Source organism: Paraburkholderia phymatum (assembly GCF_040965635.1).
GTDB lineage: Bacteria > Pseudomonadota > Gammaproteobacteria > Burkholderiales > Burkholderiaceae > Paraburkholderia > Paraburkholderia phymatum_B.
The window spans coordinates 26692-45907 of record NZ_JBFRCH010000005.1 but is presented as its reverse complement, the minus strand read 5'-3'; the positions used below and the strand labels follow the sequence as shown (position 1 = coordinate 45907).

At 65.0% G+C, this 19216-nt stretch carries 18 protein-coding genes; 11 read left to right on the top strand and 7 right to left on the bottom strand.

The genetic code is table 11. The features are described from left to right. Positions 1–73 precede the first annotated feature (73 nt). Positions 74–2011: an MFS transporter gene (locus tag AB4Y32_RS11930; RefSeq protein WP_368721555.1), complete on the bottom strand. Its 1938-nt coding sequence runs from the start codon at positions 2009–2011 to the stop codon at positions 74–76. Positions 2012–2188: 177 nt separating this feature from the next. Next, positions 2189–2656, bottom strand: a complete 468-nt coding sequence (locus AB4Y32_RS11925; protein WP_368721554.1) for a CBS domain-containing protein — start codon at positions 2654–2656, stop codon at positions 2189–2191. Positions 2657–3034: 378 nt separating this feature from the next. On the opposite strand from AB4Y32_RS11925, the gene AB4Y32_RS11920 reads away from it, so the two are divergent. The 3 genes from AB4Y32_RS11920 to AB4Y32_RS11910 all read left to right on the top strand — a co-directional run bounded on the left by AB4Y32_RS11920 (position 3035) and on the right by AB4Y32_RS11910 (position 5691). Beyond that, positions 3035–4396 (top strand): O-acetylhomoserine aminocarboxypropyltransferase, encoded by a 1362-nt coding sequence (locus tag AB4Y32_RS11920; RefSeq protein WP_368721553.1) that lies wholly within the window; start codon positions 3035–3037, stop codon positions 4394–4396. Next, complete coding sequence (locus AB4Y32_RS11915; protein WP_368721552.1) at positions 4393–5238, top strand: alpha/beta fold hydrolase; 846 nt, start codon at positions 4393–4395, stop codon at positions 5236–5238. Before AB4Y32_RS11920 ends, AB4Y32_RS11915 begins: the two co-directional genes overlap by 4 nt. Positions 5239–5367: 129 nt before the next feature. After that, positions 5368–5691: an Mpo1-like protein gene (locus tag AB4Y32_RS11910; RefSeq protein WP_368721551.1), complete on the top strand. Its 324-nt coding sequence runs from the start codon at positions 5368–5370 to the stop codon at positions 5689–5691. 84 nt (positions 5692–5775) lie between these two features. On the opposite strand, the gene AB4Y32_RS11905 is transcribed toward AB4Y32_RS11910, so the two are convergent. Further along, positions 5776–7098, bottom strand: coding sequence for a YihY family inner membrane protein (locus tag AB4Y32_RS11905; RefSeq protein WP_368721550.1), 1323 nt, complete (start codon positions 7096–7098; stop codon positions 5776–5778). A gap of 210 nt (positions 7099–7308) precedes the next feature. Here AB4Y32_RS11905 and wrbA point away from each other — a divergent pair, with 210 nt between their 5' ends. The 4 genes from wrbA to AB4Y32_RS11885 all read left to right on the top strand — a co-directional run bounded on the left by wrbA (position 7309) and on the right by AB4Y32_RS11885 (position 10796). Continuing rightward, a complete protein-coding gene (gene wrbA / locus AB4Y32_RS11900) occupies positions 7309–7911 on the top strand; it encodes an NAD(P)H:quinone oxidoreductase (protein WP_368721549.1) in 603 nt (200 codons plus the stop codon). A 2-nt stretch (positions 7912–7913) separates the two neighbouring features. Further along, positions 7914–8342, top strand: a complete 429-nt coding sequence (locus AB4Y32_RS11895; protein ID WP_368721823.1) for a DUF2069 domain-containing protein — start codon at positions 7914–7916, stop codon at positions 8340–8342. A 138-nt stretch (positions 8343–8480) separates the two neighbouring features. Continuing rightward, entirely contained in the window at positions 8481–9908 is a 1428-nt protein-coding gene (locus AB4Y32_RS11890; RefSeq protein WP_368721548.1) for an FAD-binding oxidoreductase, read from the top strand. A gap of 27 nt (positions 9909–9935) precedes the next feature. Continuing rightward, a complete protein-coding gene (locus AB4Y32_RS11885) occupies positions 9936–10796 on the top strand; it encodes a metallophosphoesterase (protein WP_368721547.1) in 861 nt (286 codons plus the stop codon). A gap of 54 nt (positions 10797–10850) precedes the next feature. Here AB4Y32_RS11885 and AB4Y32_RS11880 read toward each other — a convergent pair whose 3' ends face one another. Then, positions 10851–11009, bottom strand: coding sequence for a hypothetical protein (locus tag AB4Y32_RS11880; RefSeq protein WP_368721546.1), 159 nt, complete (start codon positions 11007–11009; stop codon positions 10851–10853). A gap of 198 nt (positions 11010–11207) precedes the next feature. Then, positions 11208–12146 carry a LysR family transcriptional regulator gene (locus tag AB4Y32_RS11875; protein ID WP_368721545.1) on the bottom strand — a complete coding sequence of 313 codons (939 nt, stop codon included), beginning with the start codon at positions 12144–12146 and terminating at the stop codon, positions 11208–11210. 162 nt (positions 12147–12308) lie between these two features. On the opposite strand from AB4Y32_RS11875, the gene AB4Y32_RS11870 reads away from it, so the two are divergent. The 4 genes from AB4Y32_RS11870 to AB4Y32_RS11855 are packed head-to-tail and all read left to right on the top strand — an operon-like array spanning position 12309 to position 17212. Further along, positions 12309–13898, top strand: coding sequence for an efflux transporter outer membrane subunit (locus tag AB4Y32_RS11870; RefSeq protein WP_368721544.1), 1590 nt, complete (start codon positions 12309–12311; stop codon positions 13896–13898). A 15-nt stretch (positions 13899–13913) separates the two neighbouring features. Beyond that, on the top strand, positions 13914–16145 hold the full coding sequence (locus AB4Y32_RS11865) for an FUSC family protein (RefSeq protein WP_368721543.1): 2232 nt from the start codon (positions 13914–13916) through the stop codon (positions 16143–16145). After that, positions 16135–16335 (top strand): DUF1656 domain-containing protein, encoded by a 201-nt coding sequence (locus tag AB4Y32_RS11860; RefSeq protein WP_087733654.1) that lies wholly within the window; start codon positions 16135–16137, stop codon positions 16333–16335. The genes AB4Y32_RS11865 and AB4Y32_RS11860 overlap by 11 nt, the downstream gene beginning before the upstream one ends. Before the next feature lie 13 nt (positions 16336–16348). Then, the gene (locus AB4Y32_RS11855; protein WP_368721542.1) at positions 16349–17212 is read left to right on the top strand and encodes an efflux RND transporter periplasmic adaptor subunit; all 864 of its coding nucleotides are present in this window, start codon (positions 16349–16351) and stop codon (positions 17210–17212) included. A gap of 11 nt (positions 17213–17223) precedes the next feature. On the opposite strand, the gene AB4Y32_RS11850 is transcribed toward AB4Y32_RS11855, so the two are convergent. Together AB4Y32_RS11850 and AB4Y32_RS11845 are read right to left on the bottom strand one after the other, a co-directional pair. After that, entirely contained in the window at positions 17224–18066 is an 843-nt protein-coding gene (locus AB4Y32_RS11850; protein ID WP_368721541.1) for a nucleotidyl transferase AbiEii/AbiGii toxin family protein, read from the bottom strand. Between the two features lie 19 nt (positions 18067–18085). After that, positions 18086–19153, bottom strand: coding sequence for a type IV toxin-antitoxin system AbiEi family antitoxin (locus AB4Y32_RS11845; RefSeq protein ID WP_368721540.1), 1068 nt, complete (start codon positions 19151–19153; stop codon positions 18086–18088). Between the last annotated feature and the right edge of the window lie 63 nt (positions 19154–19216).

Below are 19216 nucleotides of genomic sequence, written 5' to 3'. Positions count from 1 at the left end.
ACTCGGGCGATCGGTATAGGACAAACGCACGAAAGCGCGTTGCGTCGCGCGGCGGGCGGCCACACCCGAAACGCTATTTCCGGGCGCCGCGCAGTTCCGACACGATCTGCTGGAGGAGTTCCCGCGTCGCCTGCGCGGGATCGAGCGGCTCGCCGACAACCAGCGTCAGACGGCTCATCACGCCCTTGTGGACCGGACGCGGGAATCGCGCATCCGCGCTGCGCGACCAGACGCTGCCCCACAGGCCGCGCAACGCCATCGGCACGACGGGCACGGGCGCGCGCCGCAGAATTTCCGATACGCCGTGGCGGAACGTATTCATGTCGCCCGTTTTGGTCAGCTTGCCTTCGGGAAAGATGCAGACGAGATCGCCATCGTCGAGCGCCTTTGCGCAGGCATCGTAGGCGCGCTTGAGCAAATCCGCGTCTTCATGCGCGGGGGCAATCGGAATTGCCTTTGCGTGTCTGAACAGCCAGCCGGTAAACGGCGCGCGGAAGATACGATGGTCCATCACAAAGCGGATCGGCCTCGGACTCTCGGCCATGATCACGAGCGCATCGACATAGCTCACGTGATTGCATACCAGCACGGCCGCGCCCTCTTCAGGAATGCGTTCGGCGTGAACGAGACGAATCCTGTAGAACGTATGCACGAGCAGCCACGCGACGAAGCGCAACAGGAACTCGGGCACGAGCGAATAGATGTAGACGGCGACGATCACGTTGAGCAGCGCCGTCACGAGAAACAGCCCAGGAATGCCGACGCCCGCCGACGTCAGCGCGACGGCCATCAGCGACGACACGATCATGAACAGCGAGTTGAGGATATTGTTCGCCGCGATGATCCGCGCGCGATGGCTCGGCTGGCTGCGGCTCTGGATCAGCGCATAGAGCGGCACGCTGTAGAAGCCGCCGAACATCGCGAGCAGGAACAGATCGGCGAGCACGCGCCAATGTGCGGGCAGCGTCATGAATTCGGCCACCGTCAAAAGTTGCGCGGCTTTCGGGAACGCGTGGCTCGCGAAGAACAGGTCGATCGCGAACACGCTGATTCCGATCGAGCCGAGCGGCACGAGGCCGATCTCGATGCGCTTCTTTGACAGCCGCTCGCACAGCAACGAGCCCGTGCCGATACCGATCGAAAATGTCGCGAGCAGCACGGTCACGACATCGGGGTTCGCGGACAGCACGTCCTTTGCGAAACGGAAGAACGACGACAGAAACGTCGCGCCGACAAACCACAACCAGGAAATGCCGAGCAGGCTCAGAAAGACGGTCCTGTTTTCGCGCGCCAGCTTCAGATTGCGCCAGGTTTCGCTGATCGGATTCCAGTTGATGCGCAGATCGGGTTGCGATGGCGCCGATTGCGGCACGAAGCCCGACGCCACGCGCCCGACCAGCGCGATGGCCACGCAACCGAACGCGAGAATCGCCGCGCCGTGCGCCTCCGAGCCCGCCGCCGCACCGCCCGCAATCGTGCCGAGCAAGATCGCGACGAACGTGCCCATCTCGACCATGCCGTTGCCGCCGACCAGTTCCGTCTTGTCCAGATGCTGCGGCAAATACGCGTATTTGACAGGGCCAAACACGGTCGAGTGGACGCCCATCAGGAAAGTGCACAGATAAAGCAATAGCGCGTCGTGCAGCCAGAAGCCCGCGCCGCCGACCAGCATCACGCCGATCTCGAAAGTCTTCACGAAGCGCGTGAGCATCGCCTTGTCATACTTGTCGGCGACCTGGCCGGACGTCGCCGAGAACAGGACGAACGGCAGAATGAAGATCGCCGAAATCAGAAAGGCTGCGGTGTCCGCATTCACACCTGAGAATCGCGCGGCCTGATACGTGACGAGCGACGTAAAGCCGATCTTGAACACGTTGTCGTTCATCGCGCCGAGAAACTGCGTCCAGAAGAACGGCGCAAAACGGCGCTCGCGCAACAGGCGGAACTGCGAGCCGTGTTCGCGAGCTGTGCGCCTTGCGTGTTGGGCGGTGGACAACGGACGATCGCTCATCGAGTGCTTGAAAGAAGGCGCAGATTCAAAGCGGCACTGCGGGAATGGCGGACACAAAAAAAGCGCACGCTTTTCGCGCGCGCCTAGAGAATGATTCAGTCATGCGACAGCGGCATGTCGGCGCACTGCAAGCCGGCCGGCCAACTGATCGAGGCGACGAGGCCAACGAAAATCCGCTCAGCGCGAGGGCTGCTCCTGCTGCGGCTCGTCTTCCGCCGGCCAGTCGCGAATATAGGCCTTCAGCATCCGGTTCTCGAAGCCCTGCTCTTCGACGACGGCCTTCGCGACGTCGTAGAACGAGATCACGCCCATCAGCGTGCGGCTTTCCATCACAGGCAGATAGCGCACGTGGTGCTCGAGCATCATGCGGCGCACTTCGTTGACATCCGTTTCGGGCGTGCACGTGAGCGGATGATCGTCCATGATCTTGCGGATCGTCGTGCCGCCGACGCTGCCACCGTTGCGGCTCAGCACGAGGATGATCTCGCGGAAGGTCAGCATGCCGACGAGATCGCCATACTCCATCACGACGAGTGAGCCGATGTCGTGCTCGGCCATCGTATTGACGGCCTCGTTGAGTGGCGTATCGGGTGTGACCGTGAACAGGGTGTTGCCCTTGACCTTCAGAATGTCGCTGACTCGCATGATGTGTCTCCTGTCGACCAGAGTTGGCGCATTCGCGCGTTACCTTGCTCTGGTCCCGTGCAACATGGTTGCGGATGAGGCCCGGTGAGGCTTAAAGGGCATGACTGACTTTCGATGCTATCGGAAAGGCCCACAAAAGGAAAGCGGACCGAACGGACGATAGCGCCCCACCGAACGTCCGACAAACGGCGCTCATTGACATATCGGAACATTCGCCGGACGCGTCCCGCACGATCCGCAACACCCGCCACGTACAGCGGAATCACGCCCGCACGCGTGTCGCCATGCGGGCGAAAACGGAGTGGTGCGCGCGCGGCCCGGTGATACGATGGCCGTCACTTTCACCTTCGCTGGGCCGCCGACGCCCGGCCGTCCACGATGTCCGCCAACCGTTTCGACACGCTTGCGCTGCATGCGGGGGCCGCGCCCGACCCCGCGACGGGCGCGCGCGCCACGCCCATCTATCAGACCACGTCGTTCTCGTTCCGCGACACCGATCACGCCGCCGCGCTCTTCAACATGGAGCGCGCGGGCCACGTGTACTCGCGCATCTCGAACCCGACGGTCGCCGTGTTCGAAGAGCGCGTCGCTGCGCTCGAAGACGGCGCGGGCGCGATCGGCACGGCGAGCGGCCAGGCCGCGCTGCACCTCGCAATCGCGACGTTGATGGGCGCGGGCTCGCACATCATCGCGTCGAGCGCTTTGTACGGAGGCTCGCACAATCTGCTCAACTACACGTTGCCGCGCTTCGGCATCGAAACGACGTTCGTGAAGCCCGGCGATATCGACGCATGGCGTGCCGCGCTGCGCCCGAACACGAAACTGCTGTTCGGCGAGACGCTCGGCAACCCTGGGCTCGACGTTCTGGACATCGCGACAGTCGCGCAGATCGCGCATGAGCACCGTGTGCCGCTGCTGGTCGACTCGACGTTCACCACGCCATATCTGTTGAAGCCCTTCGACCACGGCGCCGATTTCGTCCACCACTCGGCGACCAAGTTTCTCGGCGGACACGGCACGACGATCGGCGGCGTGCTCGTCGACGGCGGCACGTTCGACTTCGAGGCTTCGGGGCGCTTCCCCGAATTCACGGAACCGTACGAAGGCTTTCACGGCATGGTGTTCGCCGAGGAAAGCACCGTCGCGCCCTTCCTGCTGCGCGCTCGACGCGAAGGGCTGCGCGACTTCGGCGCATGCCTGCATCCGCAAGCCGCGTGGCAACTGCTGCAAGGCATCGAAACGCTGCCGTTGCGGATGGAACGGCATGTGGCGAATACGCGTAAGGTCGTCGAATTTCTCGCCGCGCACGCCGCCGTCGAATCCGTCGCGTATCCCGAACTGCCCACGCACCCGGACCATGCGCTCGCGCAGCGCCTGCTGCCGCGCGGCGCAGGCGCCGTGTTCAGCTTCAACCTGCGCGGCGACCGCGCCGCCGGCCGCGCGTTCATCGAAGCGCTGTCGCTCTTCTCGCATCTGGCGAATGTCGGCGATGCCCGCTCGCTCGTGATCCACCCGGCATCGACGACGCACTTCCGCATGGACGCCGCCGCCCTCGCCGCGGCGGGCATCGCGGAGGGCACGATCCGCCTGTCGATCGGCCTCGAAGACTCCGACGATCTGATCGACGACCTCAAGCGCGCGCTGAAGGCCGCGCAGAAGTCCGCGGGCGGCTCCCCCGGTCAATCCGCCCCGCAATCCGCCAGCAAGCCGGCGGCCACTGGACGCAAGGAGTCCCCATGATCGTCGACGTGAACGGCAAGCCGGCCTATGCGTACACGGGCGGCAAAGCATTCGATGCCGCGCTGCCCACAGCCGTATTCATTCATGGCGCCGAGCACGATCACAGCGTGTGGGCGCTGCAGACGCGCTACTTCGCGCACCACGGCTTCGGCGTGCTCGCCGTCGATCTGCCCGGCCATCATCGCAGCGCCGGCCCCGCGCTGACCAGCATCGGCGCGATGGCCGACTGGCTGGTCGCGTTGCTCGACGCGCTGGGCGTCGCGCGCGCGTTCGTCGCCGGACACAGCATGGGCTCGCTCGTCGCCCTCGATTTCGCGGCCCGCTACCCGTCGCGCGCGACGCACCTTGCCCTCGCCGCGACGGCCGTGCCGATGGCCGTCTCCGACACGCTGCTCGACGCCGCTCGCGAGCGGGAGCCGGACGCGATCGAAATGGTGAACCAGTGGTCGCATTCGACCATCGCCGCGAAGCCGTCGTGCCCCGCGCCCGGCTTCTGGCTACACGGCATGAACCAGCGGCTGATGGAGCGCGTGTCGGCAACGGGCGAGCCGCAGCTCTTTCATACGGACTTCAGCGTCTGCAACGCATACACGGACGGCCTCGCCCGGGCTGCGCAAGTGACGTGCCCAGTGCGCCTGATCGTCGGCCGGCGCGACCTGATGACGCCGCCGCGCGCGGCCCGGGCGCTCGCCGACGCGCTGCGCGAAGCGAGCGTGCTCGTCGACACGATCACGCTCGACGCCGGTCACGCGCTGATGTCCGAGCAGCCCGACGCGACGCTCGACGCGCTCTACGCGTTTGCAGCCACACGCACTTCGAACCGTCCATCTGCGTCACATTAACCGCGCCGGAAAGCGCACGCCATATGCCGGATGGCCAGGTTGCACGTGCCTGTCGATAGCAGCACAATGAATCCATGCCTGCGCGGGTCGGCGCGCCTGCGCCGACGCGGGCAGGCAATGGAGGCGATCATGAGCCATCAGACAACGCACGACGCGCATTTCGCGAGCTTCGCGGAGTTCTATCCGTACTATCTGACCGAGCATCGCAACACGATGTCGCGGCGGCTGCATTTCATCGGATCGCTGGCCGTGATCGGCTGCGTCGCGATGGCTGTCGCGACAGGCGCCTGGCTGTGGCTGCCCGCTGCCGTCGTGTGCGGCTATGGGTTCGCGTGGGTCGGGCATTTCTTCTTCGAGAAGAACAGGCCCGCGACATTCCGGCATCCCGTCTACAGCCTGATGGGCGATTGGGTGATGTTCAAGGATATCTGCACGGGGCGCATTTCGCTCTAGCGTCGGCGCCGGATGAAATGCGCAAGGTAGCGCGGAAGAGTCGAAGCCAACGAGTTAAAAAGCAAGCGTTGAAGGCACGCAGCTTCATGCCGTCTGCTGCGGCAACGCGGGCGTGCTGTTCGCGCCCGCCTGAGGAGGCTGCTGCGCAATTCCCCGAGAAGCCTCCCGCGCCGCCAGCAAGCTCGCAAGCGATACATTGAGCCGCTCGGTATCGAGTGCGGCTAGCAGCATCGTACTGTCGACGCGCGTCGATTCGAGTTTCAACTGATAAGCCAGCTCCTCACGGTCTATCACGAACATGTCGAACAGCCGCTTGACCGTGATCTGATTCGGATTCGCGACCAGCAGGAAATGCGGCCGCTGGCCGTCCTCGTCGAGCTGGACGATCCAGTCGATTGCTTCGAGCTGCTGCAACAGCCGCACGGTCGTCGCCAGATCACGCCGCAGTGCGCGCGCGAGTTCGGGCACCGTGTGGCCGTGCGTGCCCGCGTCGCGCGCTTCGGCGAGGCGCGCAAGCAATTCGAGCGAATCGAGTAGATCGCTGCCCGGAAAGTCCCGGCGATGAAACTGCCCGATGCGTATCGCGGGCAGCGCCGACGCGATCATCGCGCCTGCCAGCGTGATGAACCAGCTGAGGTACATCCACAGCAGAAAGAGCGGCACGACGGCAAACGCGCCATACACGGCCGTATAAGTGGGAATGCGCCGGATGTAGAAACCGAAGCCGCGCTTCGCGAACTCGAAGGCGATCGCGGCCGTCACGCCGCCGACAATCGCGTCGCGCCACTCGACGCGGCAGTTCGGCAAGAACACGTAGAGCATCGTGAACGCAAGCACCGTCAGCGGCAGTGCCGCGCCTGCCAGCGCCCATTCGATCAGCGGCGTGATGCGCTGCGCGGCCGTATAGCTCATCGACTGCGTGAACAGATACGACGAGATCGACAGGCTCACGCCGATCAGAATCGGCCCGAGCGTCAGGACCGCCCAATAGACCAGCACGCGCTGCGCGAACGGCCGCGCCTTGCGCACGCGCCAGATCACGTTGAATGCGGATTCGACCGTCATCATCGTCATCACGGACGTGACGAACAGCACGATCATCCCGAGCGTCGTCAGCCCCTTCGCCTTCGACGCGAACTGGTTCAGATACTTGAAGATCTGGCTGCTGACCTGATCGGGCATCAGGTGTTCGGCGAGAAAGGTCTGCAACGACGCCTGAAATTGCGCAAAGATCGGAAACGCCGTAAAGAGCGCGAACGCGACCGTCGCGAGCGGCACCAGCGACAGCATTGTCGTGAACGTCAGACTGCCAGCCACCTGCGGGATGCGATCCTCGCCGCTGCGCTTCGCGGCGAATTCCGCGAGACGCTTGAGCGCGTCGAGATCGAGACGCAACCTGGACAACAAGACAACCTCCTCTGACTTTCGACTTCGATACACGCGCCTGCATGCGCGTGACGGCCGACGCATCATCAGGCGTTCGACGAGCCCACGGTTTTTGCATCCAGAAAGCGGGCACCCGAAAGCGGACCGCAAGCAAGAAAGAGATGAACGCCGACAGACTCGCGGCACCGTCAACGGACCCACCCCTATAATACCCGTTCACTGCAAATGCCTATGAAAGACATCCTCGTGCTTTACTACAGCCGGCACGGCGCCACTCGCGAACTCGCGCTGGCGATCGCGCATGGCATCGACAGCGTTCCCGGCATGCAGGCGCGCGTGCGCACGGTGCCGCCCGTCTCGACCGTCTGCGAGGCCACGCAGCCCGAAATTCCAGAAGAAGGCCCGCCCTACGCGGAACTGCGCGATCTCGAAGAATGCGCGGGACTCGCGCTCGGCTCGCCGACCCGCTTCGGCAACATGGCCGCGCCCCTCAAATACTATCTCGACGGCACCACGCCGCAGTGGCTCTCGGGCGCGCTCGCGGGCAAGCCGGCCTGCGTGTTCACGTCGACGGGCAGTCTGCACGGCGGCCAGGAATCGACGCTGCTGTCGATGATGCTACCGCTCCTGCATCACGGCATGATGATCCTCGGCATTCCGTACACCGAAAGCACGCTGACCACGACGCTCACGGGCGGCACGCCGTACGGTGCGTCGCATTTCGCGCGCGCGGATTCGGCGGGCCACGGCATTTCCGCCGACGAGAAGACGCTCGCGATCGCGCTGGGCGCGCGCATCGCCCGCGCGGCGGCGTCGATGAGCGATCGGCCGTGAACATGCCGCGCAACGCACCTGGCATGGGCACGCAAGGCAGTCGCGCCGCCGCATCGGGCGCGGCGCTTGCGCTCACTGCATTGATCGGGCTGTGCGTCGCGTGGGAATGGTGGCTCGCGCCGTTGCGCTCGGGCGGCTCGCTGCTGGTGCTCAAGGCGGTGCCGCTGCTGCTCGCGCTGCCGGGCGTGTTCCGCAAGCGGCTTTACACGCTGCAATGGGCGTCGATGCTGAGCCTGCTGTATCTGATGGAAGGCATCGTGCGCGGCATGTCCGACCGTGGCCTGAGCGCTCGCCTCGGCTGGTGCGAGGTGCTGCTCGCGGCGACGTTCTTCGTCTGCGCGCTTGTCTATGTTGCGCCGTTCAAGCGCGCGGCGAAACGACATGCGCGTGAGAACGGGCCTGCAAGCGGGCCTGCAAGCGGTTCCGCCTGAATCGCCCGCCGCCGCGCGACGCCAGCCCCGCCGCGCAGCGCCCAATGACCCGGTGGCCGCCATAGCCACAGCGGTCCAACCCGCGCGAGCCGATTCGCGCACGAGCCGAAAATGCCCTACCCGTTCTGACCGACCAACATGAATTCCGCCGCTACTTCGCCCTTCGTCGCCGCGTGCATCGATGCCATCGGCGCCGCGCACGTCCTCACCGATCCGCACGACACCGCGCCTTTTTTGACCGACTGGCGCCGCCGCTACACGGGCAGCGCGTGCGCGGTGCTGTGTCCGTCGACGGCTGACGAGGTCGCCGCGCTCGTGCGGCTCGCGAACGAGCATCGCGTCGCGATCGTGCCGCAAGGCGGCAATACGGGCCTCGCCGGCGGCGCCACGCCCGATGCGAGCGGCGCGCAAGCCGTGCTGAGTCTCAAGCGCCTGAACCGCGTGCGCGACGTTGATCCGCACAACAACACGATCACGGTCGAAGCGGGCGTCGTGCTCGCGGACATGCAGGCACGCGCCGAAGCGGCAGGACGCCTGTTCCCGCTGAGCCTCGCGGCGGAAGGCAGCTGCTCGATCGGCGGCAATCTGTCGACGAACGCGGGCGGCACGGGCGTGCTGCGCTACGGCAACGCGCGCGAGCTGTGTCTCGGCCTCGAAGTGGTGACGCCGCAAGGCGAGCTATGGGACGGGCTGCGCGGACTGCGCAAGGACAATACGGGCTACGATCTGCGCGATCTCTTCATCGGCGCGGAAGGCACGCTCGGCATCATTACGGCTGCCGTGATGAAGCTGCATCCGCAGCCGGCCGCGCGCGTGACCGCACTCGCTGCGCTGCCGTCGCCGCATGCCGCGCTCGATTTTCTGTCGCTCGCGCAGCGTCACGCCGGGCCGCTGCTGACGGGCTTCGAGCTGATGTCGGATTTCTGCCTGCAACTCGTGGGCAAGCATTTCCCGCAGATGCGCTACCCGTTCGCGCAACGGCACGCGCAGATCGTGCTGCTCGAACTGTCGGACAGCGAGAGCGAGGAGCACGCGCGCGCCCTCTTCGAACGGCTGATGGAAACGGCGCTCGAAGACAATCTCGTCGAAGATGCCGTGGTCGCGGAAAATCTCGCGCAGTCGAAGGCATTCTGGAATCTGCGCGAGCACATTCCGCTCGCGCAGGCCGAAGAAGGACTGAACATCAAGCACGATATCGCCGTGCCGATTTCGCGCATCGGCCACTTCATCGACGAAACCGACGCCGCGATCGCGAAGGCCGTCCCGGGCGCGCGCATGGTCACGTTCGGCCATCTCGGCGACGGCAATCTGCACTACAACGTTCAGGCGCCGGAAGGCGTCGATGCGAAAGCGTTTCTCGACCAGTACCAGGGCGCGATGAATCAGATCGTCTACGACAGCGTGCATCGGCATCGCGGCAGCATCAGCGCGGAACATGGAGTCGGGCAGCTGAAAATCGACGAAGCCGCGCATTACAAGTCAGACGTCGAAGTGCGTCTGATGAAGACGTTGAAGGCAGCGTTCGATCCGCTCAATCTGATGAATCCCGGCAAGGTGCTACGCTAACGGCATCGGTATCGACGAGAGGCGTTTATGAAGATTCGCGTGCTGTCCGACCTGCATCTCGAGTGCGACGAGCCGGAAGTGATCCCACATGCCAACGCCGATCTCGTCGTGCTGGCAGGCGATATTCACAACCACGCTGAAGGGTTGCGCTGGGCTGCTGAAACATTTGACGGCACGGTGCCTGTCGTCTACGTGCCGGGCAATCACGAGTACTACGACGGCGAGTTCGGCGCGCTCGAAGCGGCGATGCATGACGCAGCGGCGAGCATCGACAACGTGCACTTTCTCAACAACGCGACGCTGGTCGATCCGGATGGCCACTGGCGCGTGCTCGGCACGACGCTATGGACCGACTTCGACCTGTATGGCGCCGATGAAGATTCGCGCGCGACATCGATTGCAGCCGCCGAGCGCGTGATGCTCGACTATCGCGGATTGATTCAGGTGACGTGGACGGCCGGCAACGATGCCGACGATGCGCCAGACCCGCAACGCGCGAACCGCGCGCAGGACGTGAAGGACAACACGCCGCGCAACCTGACCGCCGCCGATACGCTCGCGCTTCACCGGCACGCGCGCGCGTGGCTCGAAACGGAACTGGCCAAACCGTTCGACGGCAAGACGATCGTCGTCACGCATCACGCGCCGCATCGGCGCAGTCTCGCCGAGCGTTACGCGGACGATCACGTGTCAGCGGGCTTCGTGAATCACCTGCCGTCGCTCGTGCGCGCGCCTGTCGCGCTGTGGGTCCACGGACACACGCACACGGCGTTCGATTACGTGGAGAACGGCACGCGCGTCGTCTGCAATCCGCGCGGCTATATCCACCGCCGCACGCGTCAACTCGAAAACACCGAGTTCGCGTGGGACAAGGTCGTGGAACTCTGAAGATCTGTCTGAAAAACTGCCTGAAGGTCTGCTTAAAGCTCTGTTATCCGCCGACTACATGCCGCTGGCATCGCGCGGGCGCTGCGCGGGCTGGTCGGCGCGCACGGGCGCGAGCCGCGCCTGCGGCCGCAACCGCCGGAGAATGTCGCGCGACGCCGCGATTCCAATCAGTCCGAGCATGACGGCGACGCCGATCATCAGATGCGTATCCATGATTTCCTCTTCGTTTCCTATGTGCCTGCGTGCCGGGGATCTCGGCCTTGACGAAACGTTAGCAAACTCGATGCCGCGAGGAAGTAAGGAAGTGTTGCGGCGCAACGGCGGGATGTAACAGAGCGTCAAAGGCCTTTCCCGCATCACGCGATTCATCGCACGCCGCACATCGCATGCCGCACGCCGCGCCGGCCGGTTTTACGTCCGCGCGAATTTGCGCAGTTCGGCCTGATCGGCGGCGAGCGTCGCGGGCAGTTCGTCGCGCAGGAATTCGACCCACGTGCGGATCTTCGCGTCCAGATACTGCCGCGACGGATACAACGCGTACACGTTCATCTCCTGCGAAATGTACTCGGGGAGAATCCACACGAGTTCGCCGCTGCGCAAGCCCGCAATCGCCGAATAGATCGGCAGCACCGCGACGCCCATCCCTTCGCGCACGGCCACGGCCATCGCCTCCGCGACGTTGATCTGGAACGTGCTCGCGCCGAGGTGCAGCGTCTCCTGGCCGTTCGGGCCGTCGAACGTCCATTCGTCGGCAGGCATGACGGGCGTGATCATCTGCAGGCAGGTATGACCGCGCAGATCGGCAAGCGTCTGCGGCACGCCGTTGCGCTCCAGATAATCCGGCGATGCGCATGCAATGCTGAACGCGCTGCCAAGGCGCTGCGACACGAGCCCCGAGTCCGGCAGGCTCTGCGCGAGCACGAGCGCGACGTCATAGCCTTCGTCGAGCAGATCGGGCATGCGCTGCGCGAGCGTGAGTTCGAGATGGACGTCGGGATAGCGCCGCTGATAGCGGCCGACGGCGGGCACCACGTAGTGCTGGCCGAAGCTGGTCATTGCATGGACTTTCAGCTTGCCGGAGGGACGCGCGTGCGCGTCGCTGGCTTCCGCTTCCGCCTGATCGACGTACGCGAGGATCTGCTCGCAGCGCTGCAGATAGCGCTCGCCCGCTTCCGTCAGCGCGATGCGGCGCGTCGTGCGGTTCAACAGACGCGTGCGCAGATGCGCCTCCAGATCGGATACGGCACGCGACGCATAAGCCGTCGTCGTGTTGAGGTGCTGAGCCGCGCCCGTAAAGCTGCCCGCTTCGACGACGCGGACAAATACGCGCATGTTCTGAAGCGTATCCATATTTCGAATCCAGTCTCTCTGTACGACTAGGATTGTTGCACGATTTGGAAAGACGATTATCTCATTCTCCGTAAGTATGCGTTGCACCCTTACGGGTTATTCCTTAATTATCCGAAAAATATAATGTCACCCAAGCTTATATAGTCTCGTGGAGAGCAAATCGTGCAGTTTCCGGTAAGAAAAGGGATCGCCGCAGTGTCGGTTCTTACGATCTCGTTGATAATCGCCGGCTGTGCGAGTACCGGGCACATTGCCCCCGAATCCACCCGCACCGATCCCGCCACGCTCGATGCCGGCGCCGCGATCCGCGCGGCCAATGCCGAAGCCCAATGGCCCGCCGCCGACTGGTGGCGCGCCTATAACGATCCGCAACTGAGCGCGTGGATCGAAGCGGCGCAGGCAGGCAATCCGTCGCTCGCCGCTGCGCAGGCGCGCGTGCGCGAGGCACAGTCGATGGCAGGCGTCGCGAAGTCCGCGCTGCTGCCACAGGTCAACGGGAGCATGCAGATCCAGCGCAAGCAATGGCCGGACAACGTCTTTTACGGCCCCGGCCCGCTCGCCGGCCAGGAATCGTGGAACAACACGGCCGAGCTCGGCCTGTCGTACCACCTCGACCTGTGGGGCAAGGACAAGAACGCCGCCGAACAGGCACTCGACGTCGCGCACGCCCGCGCCGCCGACTACCGCGCCGCGCAGCTCGAGCTCGAATCGAACATCGTGCGCGCCTATGTCGGGATGTCGCTGAACTACGCGCTGCTCGATATCGCGAAGTCGACGCTCGAACAGCAGCAGCAGGTCGCCGCGCTGGCGAACCGCCGCCTGAAGGGCGGCATCGGCACGCAGCTCGAAGTCGCGCAGGCGGAAGCGCCGCTGCCCGAATACGAACGCCAGGTCGACGCGATCGAGGAATCGATCGCGCTCGGCCGCAACCAGCTTGCCGCGCTCGCGGGCAAGGGTCCCGGCGCGGGCGACTCGATCACGCGCCCGCAGTTGTCGCTATCCGCGTTCGCCGGCCTCCCGTCGACGCTGCCCGCCGAGCTGATCGGCCATCGCCCCGACATCGTCGCCGCGCGCTGGACGGTCGCTGCGCAGGCGCGCGGCATCGACGTCGCGAAGGCCGACTTCTATCCGAACATCGACCTGCTCGCGTCCGTCGGCGGCTATGCGGCGATGGGGCCGCTGTTCGGCTTTCTGAAGTCGGCATCGGGCGGCTGGACGGCGGGCCCCGCGCTGTCGCTGCCGATCTTCACGGGAGGACGCCTGCGCTCGCAACTAGGCGCCGCATCGGCGGGCTACGACGTGGCCGTCGAGCAATACAACCAGACGATCGTCACCGCGCTCAAGGAAATTGCCGACGAGGTCGTGCGCATGCGCTCGCTCGATACGCAGCTGAAGGACGCGCAGCGTTCCGTCGCGACCGCGAACAAGAGCTACCAGCTCGCGCGCGAAGGTTATCGGCGCGGCCTGACCGACTACGTGAACGTGCTGATCGCGCAGACGCAATTGCTGCGCGCGCAGGAAGGGGTCGCGAAGGTGCAGGCCGAGCAGTTGTCGGCGCACGCGACGCTCGTCACCGCGCTCGGCGGCGGCCTGATCGATCCCGCCGATGGCCCGACGCAAAAGGACGTTCTGCCCGCGCATGGCAAGGGCAAGCACAACGACAGGACGGCGGACGGCGCGGCCGCCTCCACGGTCGACGCGTCGAAGGGCGCAACGGCGGGCACGACGATGGCCGCCCCCGCCGTCCGCTAACGGGAGAAGCCGCCGATGTCCACCAACCATTCCGTCTCCCGCACGCCCCAGACACCCGGCGCGCTCTACGCCGCGTTCGTCGACTGGGCGCGCACTGACGGCCGCACGTGGATCTACCTCTTCAAGGCGCTCGCCGCGTGTTTCCTCGCGCTCGGCATCGCGATGAGGCTCGACCTGCCGCAGCCGCGCACCGCGATGACGACCGTGTTCATCGTGATGCAGCCGCAAAGCGGGATGGTGTTCGCCAAGAGCTTCTATCGGATCTGCGGCACGCTGATCGGTCTCGTGGTGATGCTCGCGCTGATCGGCCTGTTCGCGCAGCAGCCGGAACTTTTCATCGCGTCGACGGCGATCTGGGTCGGCATCTGCACGGCGGGCGCCGCGCGCAACCGCAACTTCCGCTCGTATGGCTTCGTGCTCGCGGGCTACACGGCGGCGCTGATCGGCATTCCCGCCTCGCAGCATCCCGACGGCGCGTTCATGACGGCGCTCACGCGGGTCGCGGAAGTGGTGGTCGGCATCGTCTGTTCGGGTATCGTCAGCGCGCTCGTGTTTCCGGAGCACGCGGGCGAGCAGATGCGCAACACGGTGCGCGCGCGCTTCTCGTCGTTCGTCGACTATGTGCGTGCGGCGATGTCGGGCAAGGCCGATCGCGCGCGCATCGAGGACACCAATGCGAAGTTCGTCGCCGAGATCGTGGGCTTCGAAGCCGTGCGCAGCGTCGCCGTGTTCGAGAGCCCCGATTCGCGGATGCGCAACGGCCGCCTGTCGCGTCTGAACAGCGAGTTCATGACGGCATCGACGCGCTTTCACGCGCTGCATCAGCTGATGAACCGCCTGCGCGCGGCGGGCGCGACGGCCGCGGTGGCCGCGCTCGAACCGTACTTCCGCGAGATCGCGCCGTTGCTGAGCAAATCGGGCGAGCCCGTGCTCACGGCCGCCGACGCCGCGCACGCCGCCGCACAGCTCGAAACGTACAAGGCCGAACTGCCGAAGCGCGTGCGGGCGACGCGCGCGGAACTCGAACGCAACGCCGATGTGCCCTTGCTCGATTTCGACACTGGCGCGGAACTGCTGTACCGCTTCGTCGACGATCTGCACGCGTATGCGGCGACCTATGCGTCGCTCGCCGTCGCGACGCATGAACGCGAGCGCTGGATCGAACGCTACGAGCCGAAGACGAATGGCATCGCGGCGGGCGTCGCGGGTTTGCGCGCGGCGATCGTGATGTCGATACTCGGCGCCTTCTGGATCGCCACCGCCTGGCCGAGCGGCGCGACGCTCACGCTGGACGCAGCCGCCGTCTGCGCGCTCGCGTCGTCGTCGCCGAATCCGACGCGCACTGTGTTCCAGATGGCGGCCGGCACGGCGCTGTCGTCGACGCTGGCGATGTTCGCGACGTTCGGCATCTATCCGCATATCGACGGCTTTGCGCTGCTGTGCGCGGCGCTCACGCCGTTCCTCGCGCTCGGCGTGTGGATGACGACGCGCCCGAAGCTGGCCGGCTATGGCGTCGGCTATTGCATCTTCTTCTGCTACCTCGCGGGCCCCGACAACGTGATTCATTACGACCCGAGCAGCTTCATCAACGACGCGCTCGCGCTCGTGATCTCGATGCTGGTCGCGTCGATCGCGTTCGCCGTGCTTCTGCCGCCGTCGACGCCATGGCTGCGCAACCGTCTGCTGAACGATCTGCGCGCCCAGGCGGTGCTCGCGTGCCGTGGTCACATCGGGCCTCGGTGGGAACGTCTGTGGCGTCTGCGCACGCGCTTCGAAAGCGGCACGCGCGACCTGATGCACCAGATCAACGCGCTCGCGCCGAACGAGCCCGACGTGAAGCGCGACACGATGCGCTGGATGTTCGCGGTGCTGGAGATCGGCAACGCGGCGATCGACTTGCGCAGCGAAATCGCGACGCTGCCGCGCGATGCGCGCTACGCGCCGTCGATGCCGTGGCGCGTGACGCTGCGCGCGACGTGCGACGCAATCGCGCATCTCTTCGCGCGACCGCGCCCGGAGCGCCTCGACCACGCGCTCGCCGCGACGGCCGATGCGATCGCCGCCGTCCAGCAGACGCTCGCGACGTTCACACCGCCGCGCGAGGAGCGTCATCAGTTGCAACGCATCCTGAGCCACCTGCATTTCATCCGGAGCGCGCTGCTCGATCCGCAATCGCCGCTCGGGCAACTCGGCGCCGATGGCGATGCGAGCGGCGACGCGCCACAAGGAGTTCGCCATGCCACGTGAGATCGCCGTCCTCGACGCGTACATGCCCGCGATCGTGCTGCTGTTCATTGCGGGCGCCGCGATCACGTGGGTGCTGGATCGCGTGATCGCCTATACGGGCGTGTACCGCGTCGTATGGCACCCGTCCCTGTTCCGCGCGAGCCTGCTCGTGTGTGTGTGCGGCGTATTGGGCCTCGCCGTTTATCGTTGATCAGAGTCGAATCATGACTATCAGAAACATCATTGGGTTTATCGCGACGGCCATCGTGTTCGTCGTCGCGATCTTGATCGGGCGTACGCTGTGGGTGCACTACATGGACGAGCCGTGGACCCGCGACGGCCGCGTGCGCGCCGAGGTCGTGAACATCGCGCCCGATGTATCGGGGTCCGTCGTCGAACTGCCGGTGCGCGACAACCAGTTCGTCCACAAGGGCGATCTGCTGATGCAGATCGATCCGTCGCACTATCAGATCGCCGTCGAGCAGGCGCAGGCCGCGGTTGCCGCGCGCAAGGCCGAGTTGCAGATGCGCCGTGACGATGCGCAGCGTCGCGCGGATATGGACAGCCTCGTCGTATCGAAGGAAAGCCGCGAGAACGCGACGCACACCGCAACAGCTGCCGAGGCGCAGTTTCAGCAGGCGCTCGCCGCGCTCGATGCGGCGAAGCTCAACCTCGAGCGGACTCGCGTCGTGTCGCCCGTCGATGGCTACGTCACGAACCTGAATGTCTATCGCGGCGACTATGCGATTGCGGGATCAGCGAAGCTCGCCATCGTCGATAGCCGCTCGTTCTGGGTTTATGGATATTTCGAGGAGACGAAGCTGCCTCATGTGAAGGTCGGCGACAAGGCCGATATCCGGCTGATGAGCGGCGGCACGCTGAAAGGCCATGTCGAGAGCATCTCGCGAGGGATCTACGACCGGGACAATCCGGAAAGCCGTGAATTGCTGGCCGATGTGAATCCGACGTTCAACTGGGTGAGACTGGCGCAGCGCGTGCCAGTGCGGGTGAAGATCGATTCGGTGCCGGACGGTGTGCTGCTTTCTGCGGGAACGACCTGTACCGTCGTGGTGACGCCTTCTTTGTGAGCCATGCCCCTTCAGGACTCGGCCATGAAACCGACACGGAACGCCTCGACGTCTGCCTCCAGCTTGTCTGCAAAGCCCTCTTCGAATGGCACGGCGGCCGCGCGTGCCAGGAGGTCTCTCACAAGCGTCTGGTAGGTGCGCTCGTCACCGAGCAGCGAGCGAATCTTGTCACGCGTCGACGGCAACGCAAGATTGCGCGCATCGCGTCCGAGCAGCGCGCATGAAGCCGTCGAGTCGTTGAACGCGTAGGCTTCCATCAGATCGGCTGCCTCGGTCCACACGCGCTCTTCGTTACCCGCCCACAGATAACTTCGCAGAATGAGCAAGAGGTCGGAAGCGTCCTTGTTTTCCTGTTGTCTGCGATCTTCCCAGGCTAGCAGTTTCAGCAGCGTCAGTGCGGGGAGCGTGACGACGGGCACCACCAGGCCGGCTTCGATCTCGATCTGAGACGCCGTGTCGACGGCCTCGCTGAAGCCGAGCACGGTGAGAACGAACTCGCCCTCAGGCGGCCACGCGATCGAACCTTCCTGTGCTTCGATGTCGCCGAAGGGCACGAGGTCGAGCGGGATCGTCATGCCCGTGTCGGCGTGCCCGAACAACAGCCGCTGCGGAGCGCGATGGTCCTGACGGAAGCCCTCCACATTCACGAGCTCGCCGATCAGCACCTCGTACGATTTCCAGCTGACTGCGCAGACGGCCACATCGACGTCTCGCGTGGCTCGTTCGGCGCGAATGCCGTAGACGTGCCAGAGAACGATGTCGCGCGCCGTCGCCCCCGCGACGACGAACGGCGTGCCCAAACGCTTCGTCGCATCGCAGACTCGCCTGAGCAGCGCCGAAGTCGCGGGGTGCATGGGACGTTCTTCGCTGACTCTAAGCATGAAGATTTCCGATGTAGCGCTCGTACAGCTGTTTCGCGATGGACAGATTCCGGCTATCGCCGGATGCGATCAGATCCGCGTACACGAGCAATGGATGCACGACGGGCAATGACGGCGGCGCGTCCCATCCATAGTCGGCCGGTTCGCGCCAGAAGGATGCGAGAACCTCCACTTCGCCGTCGGGACTCGGGCGCAGGCGCGCCTCCTTCAGAAAATCCGCACCCAGGTTCTGACGCGCGTAGATCGTCACACGAACCGCCTTGAGCTCTTGCGTGACGAGATCCGCTGCGGCCTCGCCGCCAAGCCGGGCGTCGAACTTGAGGAAGTCGAACGCACGCCACCATTCCGGCGACGTGGCAGCGTACGTCGACAATGCCAGCTTCGGCCTCAGGCGCGTAGGGTACAGGCTCACCCATTCATCGACATATTTCCGCCAGTCCGGGAATATCCGCTCGCCATTTCGGCGCGTGACGAGCAGACCGCGAGCCAGCAGATCGTCGACGACCTGATTCACCGTGCTCAAGGCAGCGCCGGAAGCTTCCGCGATCTTGCGGTATGGCTCGCTCGCGAGACCCGGTTGTGTGGCGAGCGCGAACATGACCTGCAAGCCTTTGCTGGTCGTGGACCGCGAAGTCTGCGTGCCCGTCGCCCATGGCAGTCGCGGGCGACCCACGATCATGATCGTGGCCTCGGGCTCCCGGATGAACGCGTTGCCGACCGCGTCGAGAAAGGGGATGTTGCGATCGATCAGATCCATCGCCAGGTCGGGGTCGACATAGGGCGAGACCAGCATGAGCGGACGGCCGTCGACACTCGCGGATTGCAGGCGATCGGAGACGAGAAGAACGTTGGCGCGGCTGGCACGGGACGCCACATGAACGGGCATCACCAGCTTCTTGCCGTCGATATCGAACTGGATGGCGCCGTGGGCCTCCAGGCTGATTCTGGAGGCGGCGACGGGTTTAGCCTTGTATATGCGCGTCGAAGACTGGAACGCGCTACACGCTCCAGCCAGAATTTGCTGCCCGGTTATCGACAGAACGTCGGGTCGCGAGATCATCCGGCACCTTTTGTACGATTTTAGACTAGTGTACGAAAAAATCGTACAGAGTCAAGAAATCGT